At 48.1% G+C, this 15,482-nt stretch carries 10 protein-coding genes; 7 read left to right on the forward strand and 3 right to left on the reverse strand.

The window, feature by feature from the left end; translation table 11 throughout:
- Positions 1-11: 11 nt before the first annotated feature.
- On the reverse strand, positions 12-1,553 hold the full coding sequence (locus BLS44_RS19940) for a TlpA family protein disulfide reductase (RefSeq protein WP_090392002.1): 1,542 nt from the start codon (positions 1,551-1,553) through the stop codon (positions 12-14).
- 206 nt (positions 1,554-1,759) lie between these two features.
- Between BLS44_RS19940 and BLS44_RS19945 the strand changes: the two genes are divergently transcribed.
- From BLS44_RS19945 to BLS44_RS19955, 3 genes are all read left to right on the forward strand, one after another.
- A complete protein-coding gene (locus BLS44_RS19945; RefSeq protein WP_090392003.1) occupies positions 1,760-4,027 on the forward strand; it encodes an FUSC family membrane protein in 2,268 nt (755 codons plus the stop codon).
- A 341-nt stretch (positions 4,028-4,368) separates the two neighbouring features.
- Positions 4,369-6,495 (forward strand): ferrous iron transport protein B, encoded by a 2,127-nt coding sequence (gene feoB, locus BLS44_RS19950; protein WP_245729303.1) that lies wholly within the window; start codon positions 4,369-4,371, stop codon positions 6,493-6,495.
- 263 nt (positions 6,496-6,758) lie between these two features.
- Positions 6,759-10,016, forward strand: coding sequence for an amidohydrolase family protein (locus BLS44_RS19955; protein WP_090392004.1), 3,258 nt, complete (start codon positions 6,759-6,761; stop codon positions 10,014-10,016).
- Between the two features lie 111 nt (positions 10,017-10,127).
- Here the strand turns inward: BLS44_RS19955 and BLS44_RS19960 are convergent, their stop codons facing one another.
- Complete coding sequence (locus BLS44_RS19960; RefSeq protein WP_090392005.1) at positions 10,128-10,574, reverse strand: cytochrome c class I; 447 nt, start codon at positions 10,572-10,574, stop codon at positions 10,128-10,130.
- A gap of 218 nt (positions 10,575-10,792) precedes the next feature.
- Here BLS44_RS19960 and BLS44_RS19965 point away from each other — a divergent pair, with 218 nt between their 5' ends.
- Positions 10,793-11,254, forward strand: a complete 462-nt coding sequence (locus BLS44_RS19965) for a viral A-type inclusion protein (RefSeq protein WP_090392006.1) — start codon at positions 10,793-10,795, stop codon at positions 11,252-11,254.
- A 33-nt stretch (positions 11,255-11,287) separates the two neighbouring features.
- Here the strand turns inward: BLS44_RS19965 and BLS44_RS19970 are convergent, their stop codons facing one another.
- Positions 11,288-11,896, reverse strand: coding sequence for an adenylate kinase (locus BLS44_RS19970; RefSeq protein ID WP_090392007.1), 609 nt, complete (start codon positions 11,894-11,896; stop codon positions 11,288-11,290).
- Positions 11,897-12,104: 208 nt separating this feature from the next.
- Between BLS44_RS19970 and msrB the strand changes: the two genes are divergently transcribed.
- From msrB to BLS44_RS19985, 3 genes are all read left to right on the forward strand, one after another.
- Positions 12,105-12,668 carry a peptide-methionine (R)-S-oxide reductase MsrB gene (gene msrB, locus BLS44_RS19975; RefSeq protein ID WP_090392008.1) on the forward strand — a complete coding sequence of 188 codons (564 nt, stop codon included), beginning with the start codon at positions 12,105-12,107 and terminating at the stop codon, positions 12,666-12,668.
- A gap of 171 nt (positions 12,669-12,839) precedes the next feature.
- Positions 12,840-14,183, forward strand: coding sequence for a TolC family protein (locus tag BLS44_RS19980; RefSeq protein WP_090392009.1), 1,344 nt, complete (start codon positions 12,840-12,842; stop codon positions 14,181-14,183).
- 24 nt (positions 14,184-14,207) lie between these two features.
- The gene (locus tag BLS44_RS19985; RefSeq protein ID WP_090392010.1) at positions 14,208-15,467 is read left to right on the forward strand and encodes an efflux RND transporter periplasmic adaptor subunit; all 1,260 of its coding nucleotides are present in this window, start codon (positions 14,208-14,210) and stop codon (positions 15,465-15,467) included.
- The last annotated feature ends 15 nt before the right edge of the window (positions 15,468-15,482 follow it).

A 15,482-nucleotide genomic window follows, 5' to 3' on the forward strand; every position in this document is an offset into this window, starting at 1 on the left:
TTTTGTACACATTAATCGTTCAGAATTTGTTCAATTTGTTGTTTCAATACACCCGGTTCATCAGGTCGGGCCGCATTCGTATTTACCAGCTTTCCGGTCTTGTCAAACAAAACATAAGTGGGATATTGCTGCTCGGTATCTTTGCCCAATTCTTTCCAAATTTGTTGTATCTGTCCATTGGTAAGCCGGTAATGCTCGCCTTCAATGGTGTTGACTTGTATAAAGTTCTTCCACCTGCTTTCCTGATCATCTTCGTCCATCGCCAGATAGGCAAATACAACATCTTTACCGGCAAATAACTTCTTTACCATTGGTACATGCTTCATTATATTGATGCAAGGGCCGCACCAGGTGCCCCAGAGGTCCAGGTAGATTATTTTGTTTTTATGCTTCCCGGTAAGTGCTGCGAGTGATGTTAGTTTTTCTGTATCATAAATATGAATGTTCGTATTTGCAGCACCAACACTCAACCGTCCTTCTATGTTCGTTATCATTGCCTTTACGGTTGGAACATAGCAGCTCCTGGGGTATAGCCTTTGCAGGGTATCAAACAGGGCTTTTGTAACATGGACATCATCCAGCCTGTTTGAAAAGCTGATCATATCAACTAAAATCTTTTCCTGCTGCGGCAAATTAAAATGAGAACGGCTGTATTTCCAGATAATATAGCTATCACCTAAATTTTGTGCCTTATTTGTGATATCGTCAAAAGTCATCCCAAATAAATCGGCAATAATGCGTCGGCCTTTTATAGAATCTGTACGGAGTACTTCTGAGGCTTTTGCAATGGCGTTCCGGCAGTGGTTCGCCAACATAAAGCTCGCAGGCCTGCAGGCTCTTACCTGTTGACCGTCTGGCACCGGAAGCCAGTTTAAAGCGCGTGCTAAAAAATAATCCCTGTTCTTATTCTTTGCCCATCGTAAAATATTATCGCAAAATTCATACAGCTGTAGCTGATAATAATACCGCAGTTCTGAAATAAGGATGCCTTTCGCTGTGGGTGATAATTTAGAATTTGCGGTTATTATGGCCACTCCGCTATCTACCTCCCTTTTTGCCCGGCGAAACACCTGGCGTTCTATCGTATCTTTTGATGCATATGCATATCTGTTTTGCTTCCAGTCGGCGCCGTGCCCTGCGAAAAAAAGTGCTTCCTTAAAAATATCGTTTCTGAGCATCCGGTTCTCCGCTGCGCCTCGGCCTGAAAAAACAATGCTATCTTCATTTTTTATTACCTGAAGATGCTTACCAGGAGAAAGCAACAGCCGTACCGATTTTCCATCACAGGTAATAAACGCAAAAACGGAATAGGGAATGGATAACACTTTTTTAAAGGTGCCGTCTTTTTCAGTCGTAATCGGAATTTCCGGGAAAGGACTGGTTGCATAGTAAAAATTTAACGAAACCGTTTTTTCGGCACCGAATCCTTTGCCAGATAGAACAAATTCCTGACCAAAAATTGCTCCGACACTAAGATATAAAAACACAACAACTGCTAGCAATTGTTTGGTGAACAGATAAATGATGACTTGGCCTTTATTTCTTGCTTTCATAATACAAGATTAATACAGATGCGGCATTGGATATGGACAATTGTTACAGAATTGCCGTTTCCTGTGACGAAATTTTTGTTTTTCCCGGAGGGCCCTGTGACTCAGCTACGTTTCCCTGCAAGGTATTCCTGAATTTATCCCTATTTTACACGCCAGGCCGGAACCCCATTTCCTTAAACTCTTTCTTGTTAGTAAATTTGTATGGCATGGATTATATAAAGGAATACCGGCAATTTGTAAGCAGCTATTATTTCAATGAAGCGGTCCGTATTACGGTGGGGATTATCCTCCCTTCCGTTGTGCTCAATTTTTTTGGGATGCTGGAAATCGGCCTGATCGCTTCACTGGGGGCAATGGCCGTAAGTGCTGCCGACATTCCCGGTCCTATCAGGGAGCGCCGCAACGGCATGTTTGCGGCCCTGGCACTCATCTTTTTTGTAGACCTTATTACAGGATTTGCCCATGTGAATCAATTGGTTACCGCCGTTTTGATCCTGGGTTTAAGCTTTTCACTCAGCATGCTGGGTGTATACAATGCCCGTACCAACGCCATTGGCTTTGCGGGGCTGCTGATCATGGTGCTCACACTTTACCACAAAGCTACCGGCTGGAACGTGGTACTGGATGGCATATACCTGCTTTGCGGGGGATTGTGGTACATTGGCCTTAGCCTGGCATTGCACGGGGTACGCCCCTATAAAGTGATCCAGCAGGCGCTGGGCGATTCCATCATCTCCGTGGCCGATTATCTTAAGACCCGTTCCCATTTTTATAATGAAGGGGTCAACTATGATAAAACCTATAAAAACCTGATGCTGCAGCAGCAAAAAGTGCAGGATAAGCAGATCCTGGTGCGGGAAATGCTGTTTAAAAGCCGCAATATCGTAAAATCCACTACGCTTACAGGGCGGGGGCTGCTGGTGATCTTTGTAGAGTCTGTGGACCTGTTTGAAAAGGCCAATGCCACTTTTTACAACTATGAATCCATGCATAAGCGGTTCGATGGAGCCAATATCCTTCCTCATTTTCAGAAAGTGATCCTGGGCATGGTGGACGAACTGTATGAAATAGGCGTTTCGGTACAGGAAGGACGCCGCTCAAGGGTATCCAAAAATCTGAACGACGAACTGAGGGGGCTGAAACAACACTTTGAAAACTTTGTAAATACGCATCGCAACGCGGAGAACCTGGAAGCGCTGATCAATATGCGCAAGATCATGCAGTCTATAGAAGATATGATCCTGCGCATCTACACGTTGCATCATTATACCCGGTACGACCGCAAAGAAGTAAAAGAATACCGGCTGTCCGACAATTATGATTCCTTTATCGAAAAAACAGACCTGGACAGCGACCTGATCCGGGAAAATCTTACCCTGCAATCCAACACATTCCGGCATGCCCTGAGACTGAGCTTTGCCATGACCATGGGGTATATTACAGCGATCCTGTTAAAGCTTGAGTACAGCTACTGGATCCTGCTGACCACCCTGGTGATCCTGAAACCCACCTACAGCGTTACCAAACAGCGCAACTACCAGCGAGTACTGGGCACTGTTATCGGCGCACTGGGTGGCATCGGCCTTTTATTCCTTGTTTCCTCCTCCACCGGCCGGTTTACCGCAATGGTTCTGCTGATGATAGCCACTTACAGCTTTATGCGCACCCGCTACCTTGTAAGTGTTACGTTCATGACGGCTTATGTACTGATCCTGTTCTTTTTACTGGACAGCCGGAATTTTCATGTGGTGATCGAGAACCGGATCCTGGATACCCTCATTGGGTCCATCATTGCCTTTTTTACAACCTACCTCATTCCCTCCTGGGAAAAAAAACAGGTCAACAGCTATATGGCCACGGCGCTGGAGAAAACCCGGATCTATTTCGAAACCGTTTCCAGCGCTTACGTAAAAAGCGAGCCGCCCCCCGATTACAAACTCAGCCGGAAAGAAGCCTTTGTAGCCCAGGCCAATCTCTCCGGAACCTTTTCCCGGATGCTTAGTGAACCCAAAAGCAAACAAAAGAACATTAAAAAGATCCACCAGTTTGTGGTCATGATCTTTACCATCAATTCCCATATTGCCACGCTGGCCCATTATTCCAGACAGCTGGCAGCCAAATACCGTACCTACAATTTCCTACCCACAATAGAAAACACCCTGCACGAGCTCGAAAACACAGCCGGTATGCTGTCCGATGAGGAGCTAAAACAACCCGCTGCCCACAGTGATACCCAGTCATTGAAAGCGGCGGTGAAAGAACTGCTTGAAAAACGGAGACACGAGATCCAGCAGGGATTGCGGGATACCGAAACCAAGGTAACCCTAAGCGAATTAAAGCCCATCATTGACCAGTTCCTGCTTATCAGCCGTGCGTCCGGCGACCTGAACAAACTGGCAGAAGAGATCACCGGTTTCAAAAGGACTGGCGAAGAAGAAAAAGTCCCCGTGGAGTCACTTTCCGCAGCAGAGTAGTTGCTTTTGCTCACAGACGTACACGCTTTTTTTAAACCCCTTCTGCGAAAATCTGCAGAATATGGGCGCCACACTCCCGGCTATATTTATTCAAAGGAAATTTTAAGGAGGCTCACGGATTTCACAGACGCGCACAGATCTTTTAAAGCCATTCTGTGAAAGTCTGAGAAATCTGTGCCACTTCTTATCGCTTTCAGCAGCAAGACAGTCGTTCTCACGGATTCCTCAGATCCACGCAGAAATTCAAAAACCTTCTGTGCAAATCCGCGGAATCTGTGCGCCCTCCACAAACATCGGATTTCGTAAATGATCATCCGCCAAGGATCCGTAAATTTGCGGCCTTGAGGATTTTGGAAAAGAAGCAGCTACATATTGCATTAGTAGGAAACCCCAACAGTGGTAAAAGTTCCCTGTTCAATTCCCTTACCGGGTTGAGTCAGAAGGTAGGCAATTTTCCCGGTGTAACTGTAGACAAAAAGACCGGAATTTCAAAAATCGGTCTGTTTAATGCAAAAATTATTGACCTTCCGGGAACTTATAGTCTTTATCCGCGCCGGCTGGATGAAGAAGTGGCCTATAAAGTGATCCTGAACCAGGACAAAGACCTGAAGGCCGATGTGATCGTGGTAGTGGCCGACGCCAGCAACCTGAAACGGAATCTGCTGTTCTGCAGCCAGATCATTGACCTTAAGCGCCCGGTGGTAATGGCGCTGACGATGATGGACCTGGCCCGGAAAAAGGGGATCCATATCAACATCAATGAGATGGAACGCGAGCTGGGCATTCCTATTGTAGCTGTAAACCCACGGAAAAACAAGGGCATCGACCAGCTAAAAAAAGCGATGGAGCTGGTTTCGGGCAACCTGTTTAAAGCTCCTGTACACAACTTCATAGATGTGGAAGCACTGGCCCCGCAGGCCATTGCAGGCCTGCAGCAGCTGGTGCCGGGCATCAGCCCCTATGAAGGCGTACACTACCTCATCAACCACGAAACCTTTGCCCTGCCGGATACCCTGCAGGAACAGATAGAGCAGACAGAGATCGACCATCAGTTTAATCCCACCAAAACCCAGGCAGAAGAGATCCTGCAGCGGTATCAGCGTATTGGCAACGTGATGAACTTATCCGTTACCCTGCCGGATCCCAATAAAAAATCCATCCTTACAGACAAGCTCGACAATATTTTTCTCCATCGCTTTTGGGGTTACTTTATTCTATTAGGAGTGCTGTTCCTGATGTTCCAGTGCGTATTCCTGATCGCATCTTACCCCATGGACTGGATCGAATCCGGCACGGCCGCCTTTAGCGGCTGGCTGAGCAATGTTCTGCCTCAAAATAATTTCTCCGATCTTTTAATAAACGGGCTCATCGCCGGTTTGGGTGGCATCGTCATATTTGTGCCGCAGATCATGATCCTCTTCGGGCTTATTACCCTTTTGGAGGATACCGGCTATATGGCCCGTATCAGCTTTTTAACGGACCGGGTCATGCGCAGTGTGGGGCTCAATGGTAAAAGCGTAATGCCCATGATCAGCGGGTTTGCCTGTGCGGTGCCGGCCATTATGAGCGCCCGCAATATTGAGAACAGGAAGGAGCGCCTGCTCACCATTCTGATCACCCCGCTGATGAGCTGCTCAGCCCGCCTGCCGGTATACGTGATCCTTGTGGGCCTGGTCATTCCCAAAACCTACTTCCTCGGCTTCATCAGTCTCCAGGGATTAATGATGATGGGACTTTACCTGCTGGGTGTGGTATTTGCGCTCCTGGTTTCTTATGTGGCCAAGTTCTTTATAAAGAACAAAGAAAAAAGCTATTTTATCCTGGAGCTGCCCACCTACCGGGCCCCGCGCTGGAAAAATGCCCTGGAAACCATGATCGAAAAAGCAAAGATCTTCGTGGTGCAGGCCGGTAAGATCATTATGATCATCAGCATCATCCTTTGGTTTCTCAGCTCCTTCGGCCCCAAAGAACGTATGCACACCGTACAGCAGGAATATGAAACGGCCCTGGCCCACCCCAATGCGGATACAGTGCTGGTAGAGGAAACCCGGGCTGCAGCCAGGCTGGAAAATTCCTATGCCGGTATCATGGGTAAGACCATCGAGCCGGTGATCCGCCCGCTGGGCTTCGACTGGAAGATCGGCATTGCCCTGGTTACCTCCTTTGCCGCCCGCGAGGTCTTTGTAGGTACCATGGCCACCCTGTACAGCGTAGAGGATGACGGAGGCGCCAATATGGCCCTGCGCGAAAAGATGGATAAGGCCACTTTTGAGGATGGCAGCAAGGTATTTACGGTTGCCACCGGCGTATCCCTGCTTATTTTTTATGTTTTTGCCATGCTTTGCATGAGCACACTGGCTGTTGTAAAACGGGAAACCGGCTCCTGGAAATGGCCCCTGATCCAGCTGGCCTACATGACAGGGTTGGCGTATGGCCTTAGTTTTATTGTTTTTCAGCTGCTGAAATAGATTTTTTTGGGGGCTCCCGGCGGTGTTATAGCCACCGGCTGCGGTCCGCCACCCGGCTGCAATCTTTGCCTCGCAGGCAAAGGATTTCCGCCTAAGCGGCGCAGCCCCTCAACTTTTGTGCAGAGGGCGCGCGGCGACCATTGCGACCGCAATGCAAAATCGTCGCCACAGTCTTCCCATCACCTAAAAGCTGCTACCCATAACAGCAAACTAAGTTTGCCGCTAATTTCCTACTTTCGGCTCTTTATAAACAAGCAAAATACATGCGGTCTTTACTTTTCATCAGTCTTTGTTTTATTGGCCTCTCTGTGGCGGCCCAACCCAAAAAGGACACTGTTAAACCGGCATCCACAAAATGGGACGTGAACAATCCCCCGGGACAACAATATAAAGAAGTATCCTTTCCTGTAAACGAAGGTACCTGGATGAACCTGGACGTCTCGCCCAAAGGCGATGAAGTGGTATTTGATCTGCTGGGCGATATCTATAGCATGCCCATCACCGGCGGAACGGCCCGGGTGCTACGGCAGGGACTTGCCTACGAGGTACAGCCGCGCTTTAGCCCCGATGGCAAAAAGATCCTGTTTACTTCCGATGCCGGAGGGGGCGATAATATTTGGGTAATGGACCGGGATGGCAGCAACGCCAAACAGGTGACCAAGGAAAATTTCCGGCTGCTGAACAACGCTGTCTGGTCGCCGGAGGGCAACTACATTATAGCCCGCAAACATTTTACTGCAGGCCGTTCACTGGGCGCCGGGGAAATATGGATGTATCATATCAATGGCGGCGACGGCATCCAGCTCACCAAACGCAAGAACGATCAGCAGGATGTGAATGAGCCATCGGCCTCACCCGACGGTCGTTACATCTATTACAGCGAGGATATGTATCCCGGCGGTTTTTTTCAATACAATAAAGACCCCAATAATGAGATCTATGTGATCAAACGCTATGACCGCGAAAAGGGCGAAACAGAAACCGTTACCGGCGGCGGGGGAAGCGCGTTCCGGCCGCAGGTTTCACCGGATAGTAAAACACTGGCCTTTGTAAGAAGGGTGCGCACCAAAACTGTTTTATACCTCCGGAATATTGAAACCGGGGAAGAATGGCCGGTTTACGACAAGCTCAGCAAAGACCAGCAGGAAGCCTGGGCTATTTTTGGGGTTTACACCGGTTTTGCATGGATGCCGGATGGAAAGGAAATCGTAATATGGGCCAATGGAAAGCTAAACCGGATATCTATCAGCGGTAACAACACCTCAGCAGCAATTCCCTTTACCTGCAACGTCACTCAAAAAATTGCAGATGCCGTCCGCATTAAACAAAATCTCAATAAAGACCAGGACACTACTCATGTGCTCCGGAACCTGGTCACCGCTCCCAATGGAAAATTTATTGTGTACAATGCCCTGGGATCCCTGTGGAAACAGGACCTGCCCAATGGCAAAGCGGTACGCCTTACCAAATCAAACGACATCGAAGATCAGCCTGCTTTTTCAAAAGACGGTCGCTGGCTTACCTATATCAGCTGGAACGACAGCGCTATGGGCAGTATTCATGTAATGGATCTTGCAAAAGGAAGTACCCGCAGGCTGGATATTGAAAAAGGCATTTACACCACTCCCGCATTTAGCCCCGATGGAAAAACCATTGTGTATGGCAAAGAAGGTGGCGATAATGTGCTGGGCAATGCCTTTAATACAAATACAGGGATCTATACGGTAGATGCAGCCGGATCCTCGCGCCCTGTTCGTATTATTGATAACGGCAGTGCGCCTTATTTTGATGCCACCGGCGCCTTTATCTATTTTCAAAAAGGGAAGAACCTCGGCCTCTGCAAAAAAGATGGCACCGAAGAAAAAACGATAGCCACCAGCAACTACGGCAGCCAGTACATCCTGTCGCCCGACGGTAACTGGCTGGCTTTTGTAGACCTTCATAAGGTATATATTGCCGCTTTCCCCAAAACCGGCAAAACCCTGGAGATCGCCGGGGGATCTAATACCGTACCGGTACAGCTGGTAGCCAAAGATGCAGGGTACAACCTGCACTGGAATGCCAACAGCAGGGAACTGCATTATAACCTGGGCAATGAATATTTTACCATTCCGCTGCAGCAGTACTTCAAATTCCTGAATGAAAAAGATACCACCACAGCACCGGTTGTGGCAAAAGGTGTTCCTGTTGGCGTTACTTATACCCCGGACCGGCCAAAAGGATCGATCGCCTTTACCAATGCCCGCATCATTACCATGAACAATAACGCCGTTATTGAAAAGGGAACAATACTGGTGGAAGGCAACCTGCTGAAAGCCGTTGGACCGGCTAACGAGGTGTCCATTCCCGCAGGAGTAAAAATTATTGATTGCGCCGGGAAGACCATCCTGCCCGGTTTTGTGGACGCTCATGCCCATGGCAATCATTTCCGCAGCGGCATTACACCGCAAAAGCACTGGCCCTATTATACCAATCTTGCCTTTGGCGTCACCACCATGCACGACCCCTCCGCCAACAGTGAGCTTGTTTTTGCACAAAGCGAAATGATAAAGGCCGGCAAAATGGTAGGTCCCCGCGTGTTCAGCACCGGAACGGTATTGTATGGCGCCGACGGAAGCTTTAAAGCCGTGATCAATTCGCTGGATGACGCGCGCAGTGCTATCCGGAGAACAAAGGCTTTTGGTGCCTTTTCCGTAAAAAGCTATAACCAGCCCCGCCGGGAGCAGAACCAGCAAATTATTGCAGCTGCAAAAGAACTGGGTGTATTAGTGGTGCCGGAGGGTGGTTCCTTTTTTTATCATAATATGGCCATGATCAACGACGGGCATACCACGGTAGAGCACAACCTGCCCATCGCCGTATTACAGGATGACGTGATCCAGCTTTGGAAACGCGCCTCCACCGCATACACACCCACACTGATTGTAAACTATGGCTCTGTTTCCGGCGAATATTACTGGTACCAGCATACCAATGTATGGGAAAATGAAAAACTGCTCAAATACACACCCCGTGCGGTTATTGATGAACGCAGCCGCCACCGTACCATGTTGCCCGAAGAAGAATATGAGAATGGTCATATCCTTAGCTCCAAAAGCGTTAAAAAACTCAACGATGCCGGTGTAACCGTTAACATGGGGGCACATGGACAAATACAGGGTATTGGTGCGCACTGGGAAATATGGATGATGACACAGGGCGGCATGAGCCCGCTGCAGGCACTGCAGACCGCTACCATTAACTCCGCCCGGAGCCTTGGCCTGGACGACTGGATCGGATCCCTGCAAACCGGAAAACTGGCAGACCTGATCATTATGGATGCCAACCCGCTGGAAAATATCCGCAATACAGAATCGATAAAGTATGTAATGGTGAACGGCCGTTTATACGACACCAATACGATGAACGAAACCGGTAACTATCAAACGCCGCGCAGTAAATTTTACTGGGAACTGGGAAGAAGGGGCAGCGCCTTTAACTGGCAGGATGGCGGTGGTGCGCAGGAAGTGGATACGGATTAACAGCGGACTGCTATCAGGGATTCATTTTTTAGCCTTTGGACAGAGCCGATCCGTATTTCCTAATAGCCATCGGGACAAATTCCCAAATTGTCCGGAACTGATAGCTGATGACTATCTCGTTTCTTTATACACCGTAACCACATTATCCTTTTCCAGTGAGGCTTCTCCTGCTTTTACTTTCCAGGTAAGCTTTCCATTGGTGTAGGTAGTAGCACCTTTCTCTCTTTCGCCCTTCATCAGCTTTACCGTTTCACCGTTTATTTTTAACTCGGCTATTCCCATTGCACCGGAATCATGATACAAAGCGGTAATTATTTCCCCTTTATCGTTGGTGTATTTTTTTTCCTTTTTGTCCACTTCCGGCCCGGCGGCAGCGCTGCTGTCAGTATTTGCGGTATTGGCAATCACGCTATCTGCCGGGTCTGTTATAGGTGTTGACACAGGCAGGGTTGTGGAATCTCCCGAAGCCGGTGCGGGCGCACTATCAGCCGAAGGATTGCTGTTGCAGGCCATAAATGCTATAAAAACAAGGGACAATAAACAATTTTGCTTTTTCATTTGTATTCTTTTTTCCGTTAAAATAATGCAGGTCCATCCGCGGGTTAACGCAGCCCGCGCCCTTTAATACACACCGCCTGTTTACTTTCTTCTCGCCGAACGCGCGTTAAAAACAAACGATGGGTCCCCCGCACATGTTCCAAAATACTAAGGTACAATAATCGTTCCTTAACCTGCCGGGAGGTCCGTACCTTTGCACCTAAAAAATCCTTTGATTCATGAAATCACTCTTTTTCCCCTTAGCAATGGTCCTGTTAATGGCTTGCGGCAATAGCGGACAGCAATCCGCTTCAGATACAGGCGATGGCCCCAAAACAAAAGCAGACAGCCTTTTACAGGAAGTGATCGACGGGCATGATGTAGCTATGCCAAAAATGAAAAAACTGGAGCGGCTGATGAAAGAATCTTCATCGGCGATCGATTCACTTGGTAAATTACCGGCAGCGGATCAAAAGCAAAATGCAGCATTGAAAACAAACCTGGAAGCAGTGCTCAACGAGCTCCGCGGTGCCGATAAGGCGATGCATGAATGGATGAACGGCTTTAAATATGACTCTCTGCAAAATAACGAGCCGGAGCGGATCAAATACCTGGAAGATCAGAAAACAAAAGTGAACCAGATGAAGGATGCGGTGCTCAGCAGTATCAGCAAGGCTGAAGGCGTTTTGGGTAGTAAGTAAAAAGGTCCGGCGTTTTTCCGGACCCTGATCTTTTTAATCAAATGCTTCCTGCTCTTCACGCTGTCGTTCCAGTACTTTATCGATCTGGGTGCTAAGCGCATTTGAAATATCTTCAACCGAACCCTCACCGGGGATGGCTTTAAATTTATGCAGTGCTTTATAATGTTCTGCAACAGGAGCAGTTTCGTTCTGGTACACAGAAAAGCGGTTGCGGATTACTGATTCATTGGTATCATCCGAGCGGCCGGAGGTCTTACCTCTCTCCAGCAGGCGCTTTACAAGTTCCTCTTCAGAAACGTCCAGAGCCAATACACTATGAATTGCCGTTTTCTTTAATTCCAGCAGCCTGTCCAGCGCCTTGGCCTGGTTGGCGGTACGCGGAAAACCGTCGAACAAAAAGCCCTTGGCCTCCCTGTGCAGCTCCAGGCAGTTATCGATCATTCCGATCACCACTTCATCCGGAACCAACTGTCCTTTGTCCATAAAATTCTTTGCTTCAATACCCAGGGGCGTTTTCTCTGCAATTTCAGAACGTAACAGGTTTCCTGTAGAAAGGTGCACCAAACCGTACTTTTCTACCAACCGATCAGATTGGGTTCCTTTTCCACTGCCCGGAGGGCCAAATAATATTAAGTTAAACATTTACGCTTTTCTTTTAAAGTGATGTCAACAAATATAGCAAAGCTTGGCCAAAAACGGCGTATTGGGGAAATTTATTAAAAATTGTTTAAACCGATCTGAACGATCCCGGAATACCCCGCCCATCAGCAATAACCTCAAAGGATACGTCTTTCTACCGGCATACCAGAACTTTTTGCGTTGTATCTTTGTTTCACTAATAAACGTCGCCATGAAATATGTACCGGTATTATTAATTACCATCAGCCTGTTATTTCAGCATTGCGGCTATTCCCAATCCAAACCCGGTCCCAAACCGGATTCAACAAATATGAAAAAAGATAACAACCCCGTATATTCCCGTTCCGACAGCTCAAAAGTTGCCCTAACTGAAGATGAATGGAAAAAAATACTACCGGCAGAAGTATATTATATCGCCCGGCAAAAGGGGACCGAACGCCCCTGGACCAGCAAATATGAAACCTCCAAAGAAATAGGGACCTATTACTGTGCCGCCTGCGGCAACCCGTTATTCAAGAGCGATACCAAATTTGAAAGTGGCTGCGGCTGGCCCAGCTTTTACGAACCGATCAGCAAAACCAGCGTGATCTACCTGGAGGACCGCTCACATGGCATGGTGCGCACCGAAGTAGAATGCGGGCGCTGTAAGGCGCACCTGGGACACGTTTTTGATGACGGACCGCCTCCCACTGGGTTGCGTTATTGTATTAACGGAGTGATCCTTGATTTTGAAAAAGCAAAAAAAGCAGAAGAAGGGTATAAAAAGGCCCAATAGTCTATAATCTGCCTTTTCTTTCCCAGACCACTGGTAAACAGTTAACACTTTGTTTTTAATATTTTATTATCCTGTAAGCAGGAAAAATAAAATACCGGCGTCAATTAAATAGGAAGAACAAATTGTTATTACCCGTCTTTTTAAAGAGACAGGAACGAAAACCAGCTTCATATGGTCCGGGAAAAAATAGCAGCGCTGTTCATTTGTTTTTTAAGCCTGCCCTTTCAGGGAAACGGCCAAACAGATTCCCTTTTGGCCAGTCTGCCCGGAATATGGACACTGGAACAATGTATTAGTTATGCAAAGCAGCACAATATCCAGGTAAATGCGCTTCGCCTTACTGAAAAAACCGGGGAGCAGAACCTGTTACTGTCAAAGGCTGCAAAAGCCCCCTCACTCTCCGGAAGCACCACACAGTCTTTTACCAATAGCAGCAATGCAGATCCCGTGGTGGGAGGGTTTCAGACGCAATCCAGTTTTGCCGGCAGCTACTCCCTCAACTCCGGTATCACCATCTACAACGGGGATTATCTGAATAATGATATCCGGCAGAAGACCCTGATGGTACAGGCCGCACAACTGAATACCGCGGCTATGGAAAACAGCATTACCCTTCAGATCACCGAGGTTTATCTTCAGATCTTAATGGCCAGGGAAAATATTATTTATTTAAAGGACCTGTTACAAACCTCCCAGGCGCAGCTACAACAAGGACAAATAAAATACAACGCCGGCGGCATTGCCCGCAAGGACCTTGTAGGCCTGCAAGCCCAGGTGGCAACCGACAACTATAACCTTACTACCGCGCAAAATATGGTGCGGCAAAATACACTTGCATTAAAACAATTGCTCCAACTGCCCTCGGGGTATGCATTACAGGTGATCCAACCGGATACGGTAGCAACCGTACCGCACCTCATTGATGACCTGGCTACCGCACAGCAACAGGCACACGACACAAGGCCCGAGGTCAAAAGCAGCCGCCTGGGGGTGGATATTGCCCATTATGACCTGCTGAAAGCCCGTGCCGGGATGCGTCCAACACTTACAGGAACGGGTGCTTTATCAACAGGCTACTCCGATAATCAATCGGCGGCTTATATTAAACAACTGGACAATAACTTTTACCAGCGGATAGGCCTCACGCTTTCCATTCCTATTTTTAATAACCGCATTTCCAGGACGAATATCGAAAATGCAAAAATTGAGACCGAACAAGCCCGGCTTACATTAAAAAATACAGCGTTAACCCTTTCGCAACAGGTAGAGCAGGCCTATGTAAGTGTATTGAATGCGCAGGCCCAGTACGATGCCGGCGTAACACAGTTAAATACCAACAGGGAAACCTACCAGATCTCGGGAGAGCAGCTCCGCCTGGGCGCCATTACATCCGTAGACTACCTGCTTCAGAAAAACCTGTACCTGCAGGCGTTGCAGCAATACCTGCAGGCCAAGTACAATGCCATTATCAGTGTAAAGGTTTATGATTTTTATAAAGGAGCACCCTTGAATTAAACAACCGTATTAAAAAAACAAGGAATGAAAAGGAAGCGCATTATAATCCTGCTGGCAGCACTGGCCCTTATTGCCGCAGCGGCCTGGTACTGGGGGGTCAGGGAAAAAGAACAGCCATTGACGCTTACTACAGAACATCCGCACAATGGCTATATTGCCACCAGTGTAATGGCTACAGGAACCATCCAGCCTGTAGATACCGTTACAGTGGGAGCACAGGTTTCCGGCACCATTAAAAAGATATATGCAGACTTTAATTCCAGGGTAAAAAAGGGAGCATTACTGGCCCAGATCGACCCTTCCTTATTAACAGCCCAGGTACAACAGGTAACGGCCACCCTGCAACAGGCGCGCAGCAATCTCGCCTACCAGGAATCCAATTTCAACCGCCAGTCCCAATTGTACAAGGCCGGTGCCATCAGCAAGGCCGACCTGGAGACCGCGCAAAACGCCTACAAGGCGGCACAGGACCAGGTAAAAGGAACAGGAGCGCAGGTTTCCGCAGCTCAGAGAAACCTTTCCTTTACAAATATTTACTCACCCATCGATGGTACCGTACTTTCCCGGAGTGTAAGCGAAGGGCAAACCGTGGCCTCCAGTTTTAACACGCCTACCTTGTTCAGTATTGCAAAGGATCTTTCAAAAATGCAGGTACGGGCAGCCGTTGACGAGGCAGATATCGGCAACGTGCGCCAGGGGGAGCGGGCCTCTTTTACCGTTGATGCGTTTCCCAATGATGTGTTTAACGGTACTGTGCAGGAAATACGGCTGCAACCTACAGTTTCTGCAAACGTCGTCACTTATGTAACCATTATCGATGCGCCCAATAATGATCTGAAACTAAAACCGGGAATGACGGCCAATATCAATATTTATACACAGGAGGTCAATAATGCGTTGCTGATTCCTGCGGCGGCGCTGAAATACCAGCCCGATGCTACCACAGCAAAAACGTTTAAAATACAGCAAACGGAGCCCGTGCGTGAAAAAAAAGCTGCAATATCCCCTGGTAAAACAACGGCTCCCGCACCCGGCGCAGTTTCCGGCTATGCGTTTGTATGGTTACAGAAGGGAGACTCCCTTATCCGGCGCCGTATTGAAACGGGGCTAACGGATGATATCAATGTTGAAGTGCTAAAAGGGTTGAACGAAACGGATGCAGTGATTACCGGTCAGCAAAGCACGCCGGGCACTAAAGGCGGCGGGGGCACTTCCTCTTCAGACAGGAGTCCGTTTATGCCGCAACGGGGCGGTAACCGTGGGGGAGGAGGCAGGCCCCGTTAATTCTTTGTAAAGTCA

The organism is Niabella drilacis (assembly GCF_900101395.1).
In the GTDB taxonomy this organism is placed as follows: Bacteria; Bacteroidota; Bacteroidia; order Chitinophagales; family Chitinophagaceae; genus Niabella; species Niabella drilacis.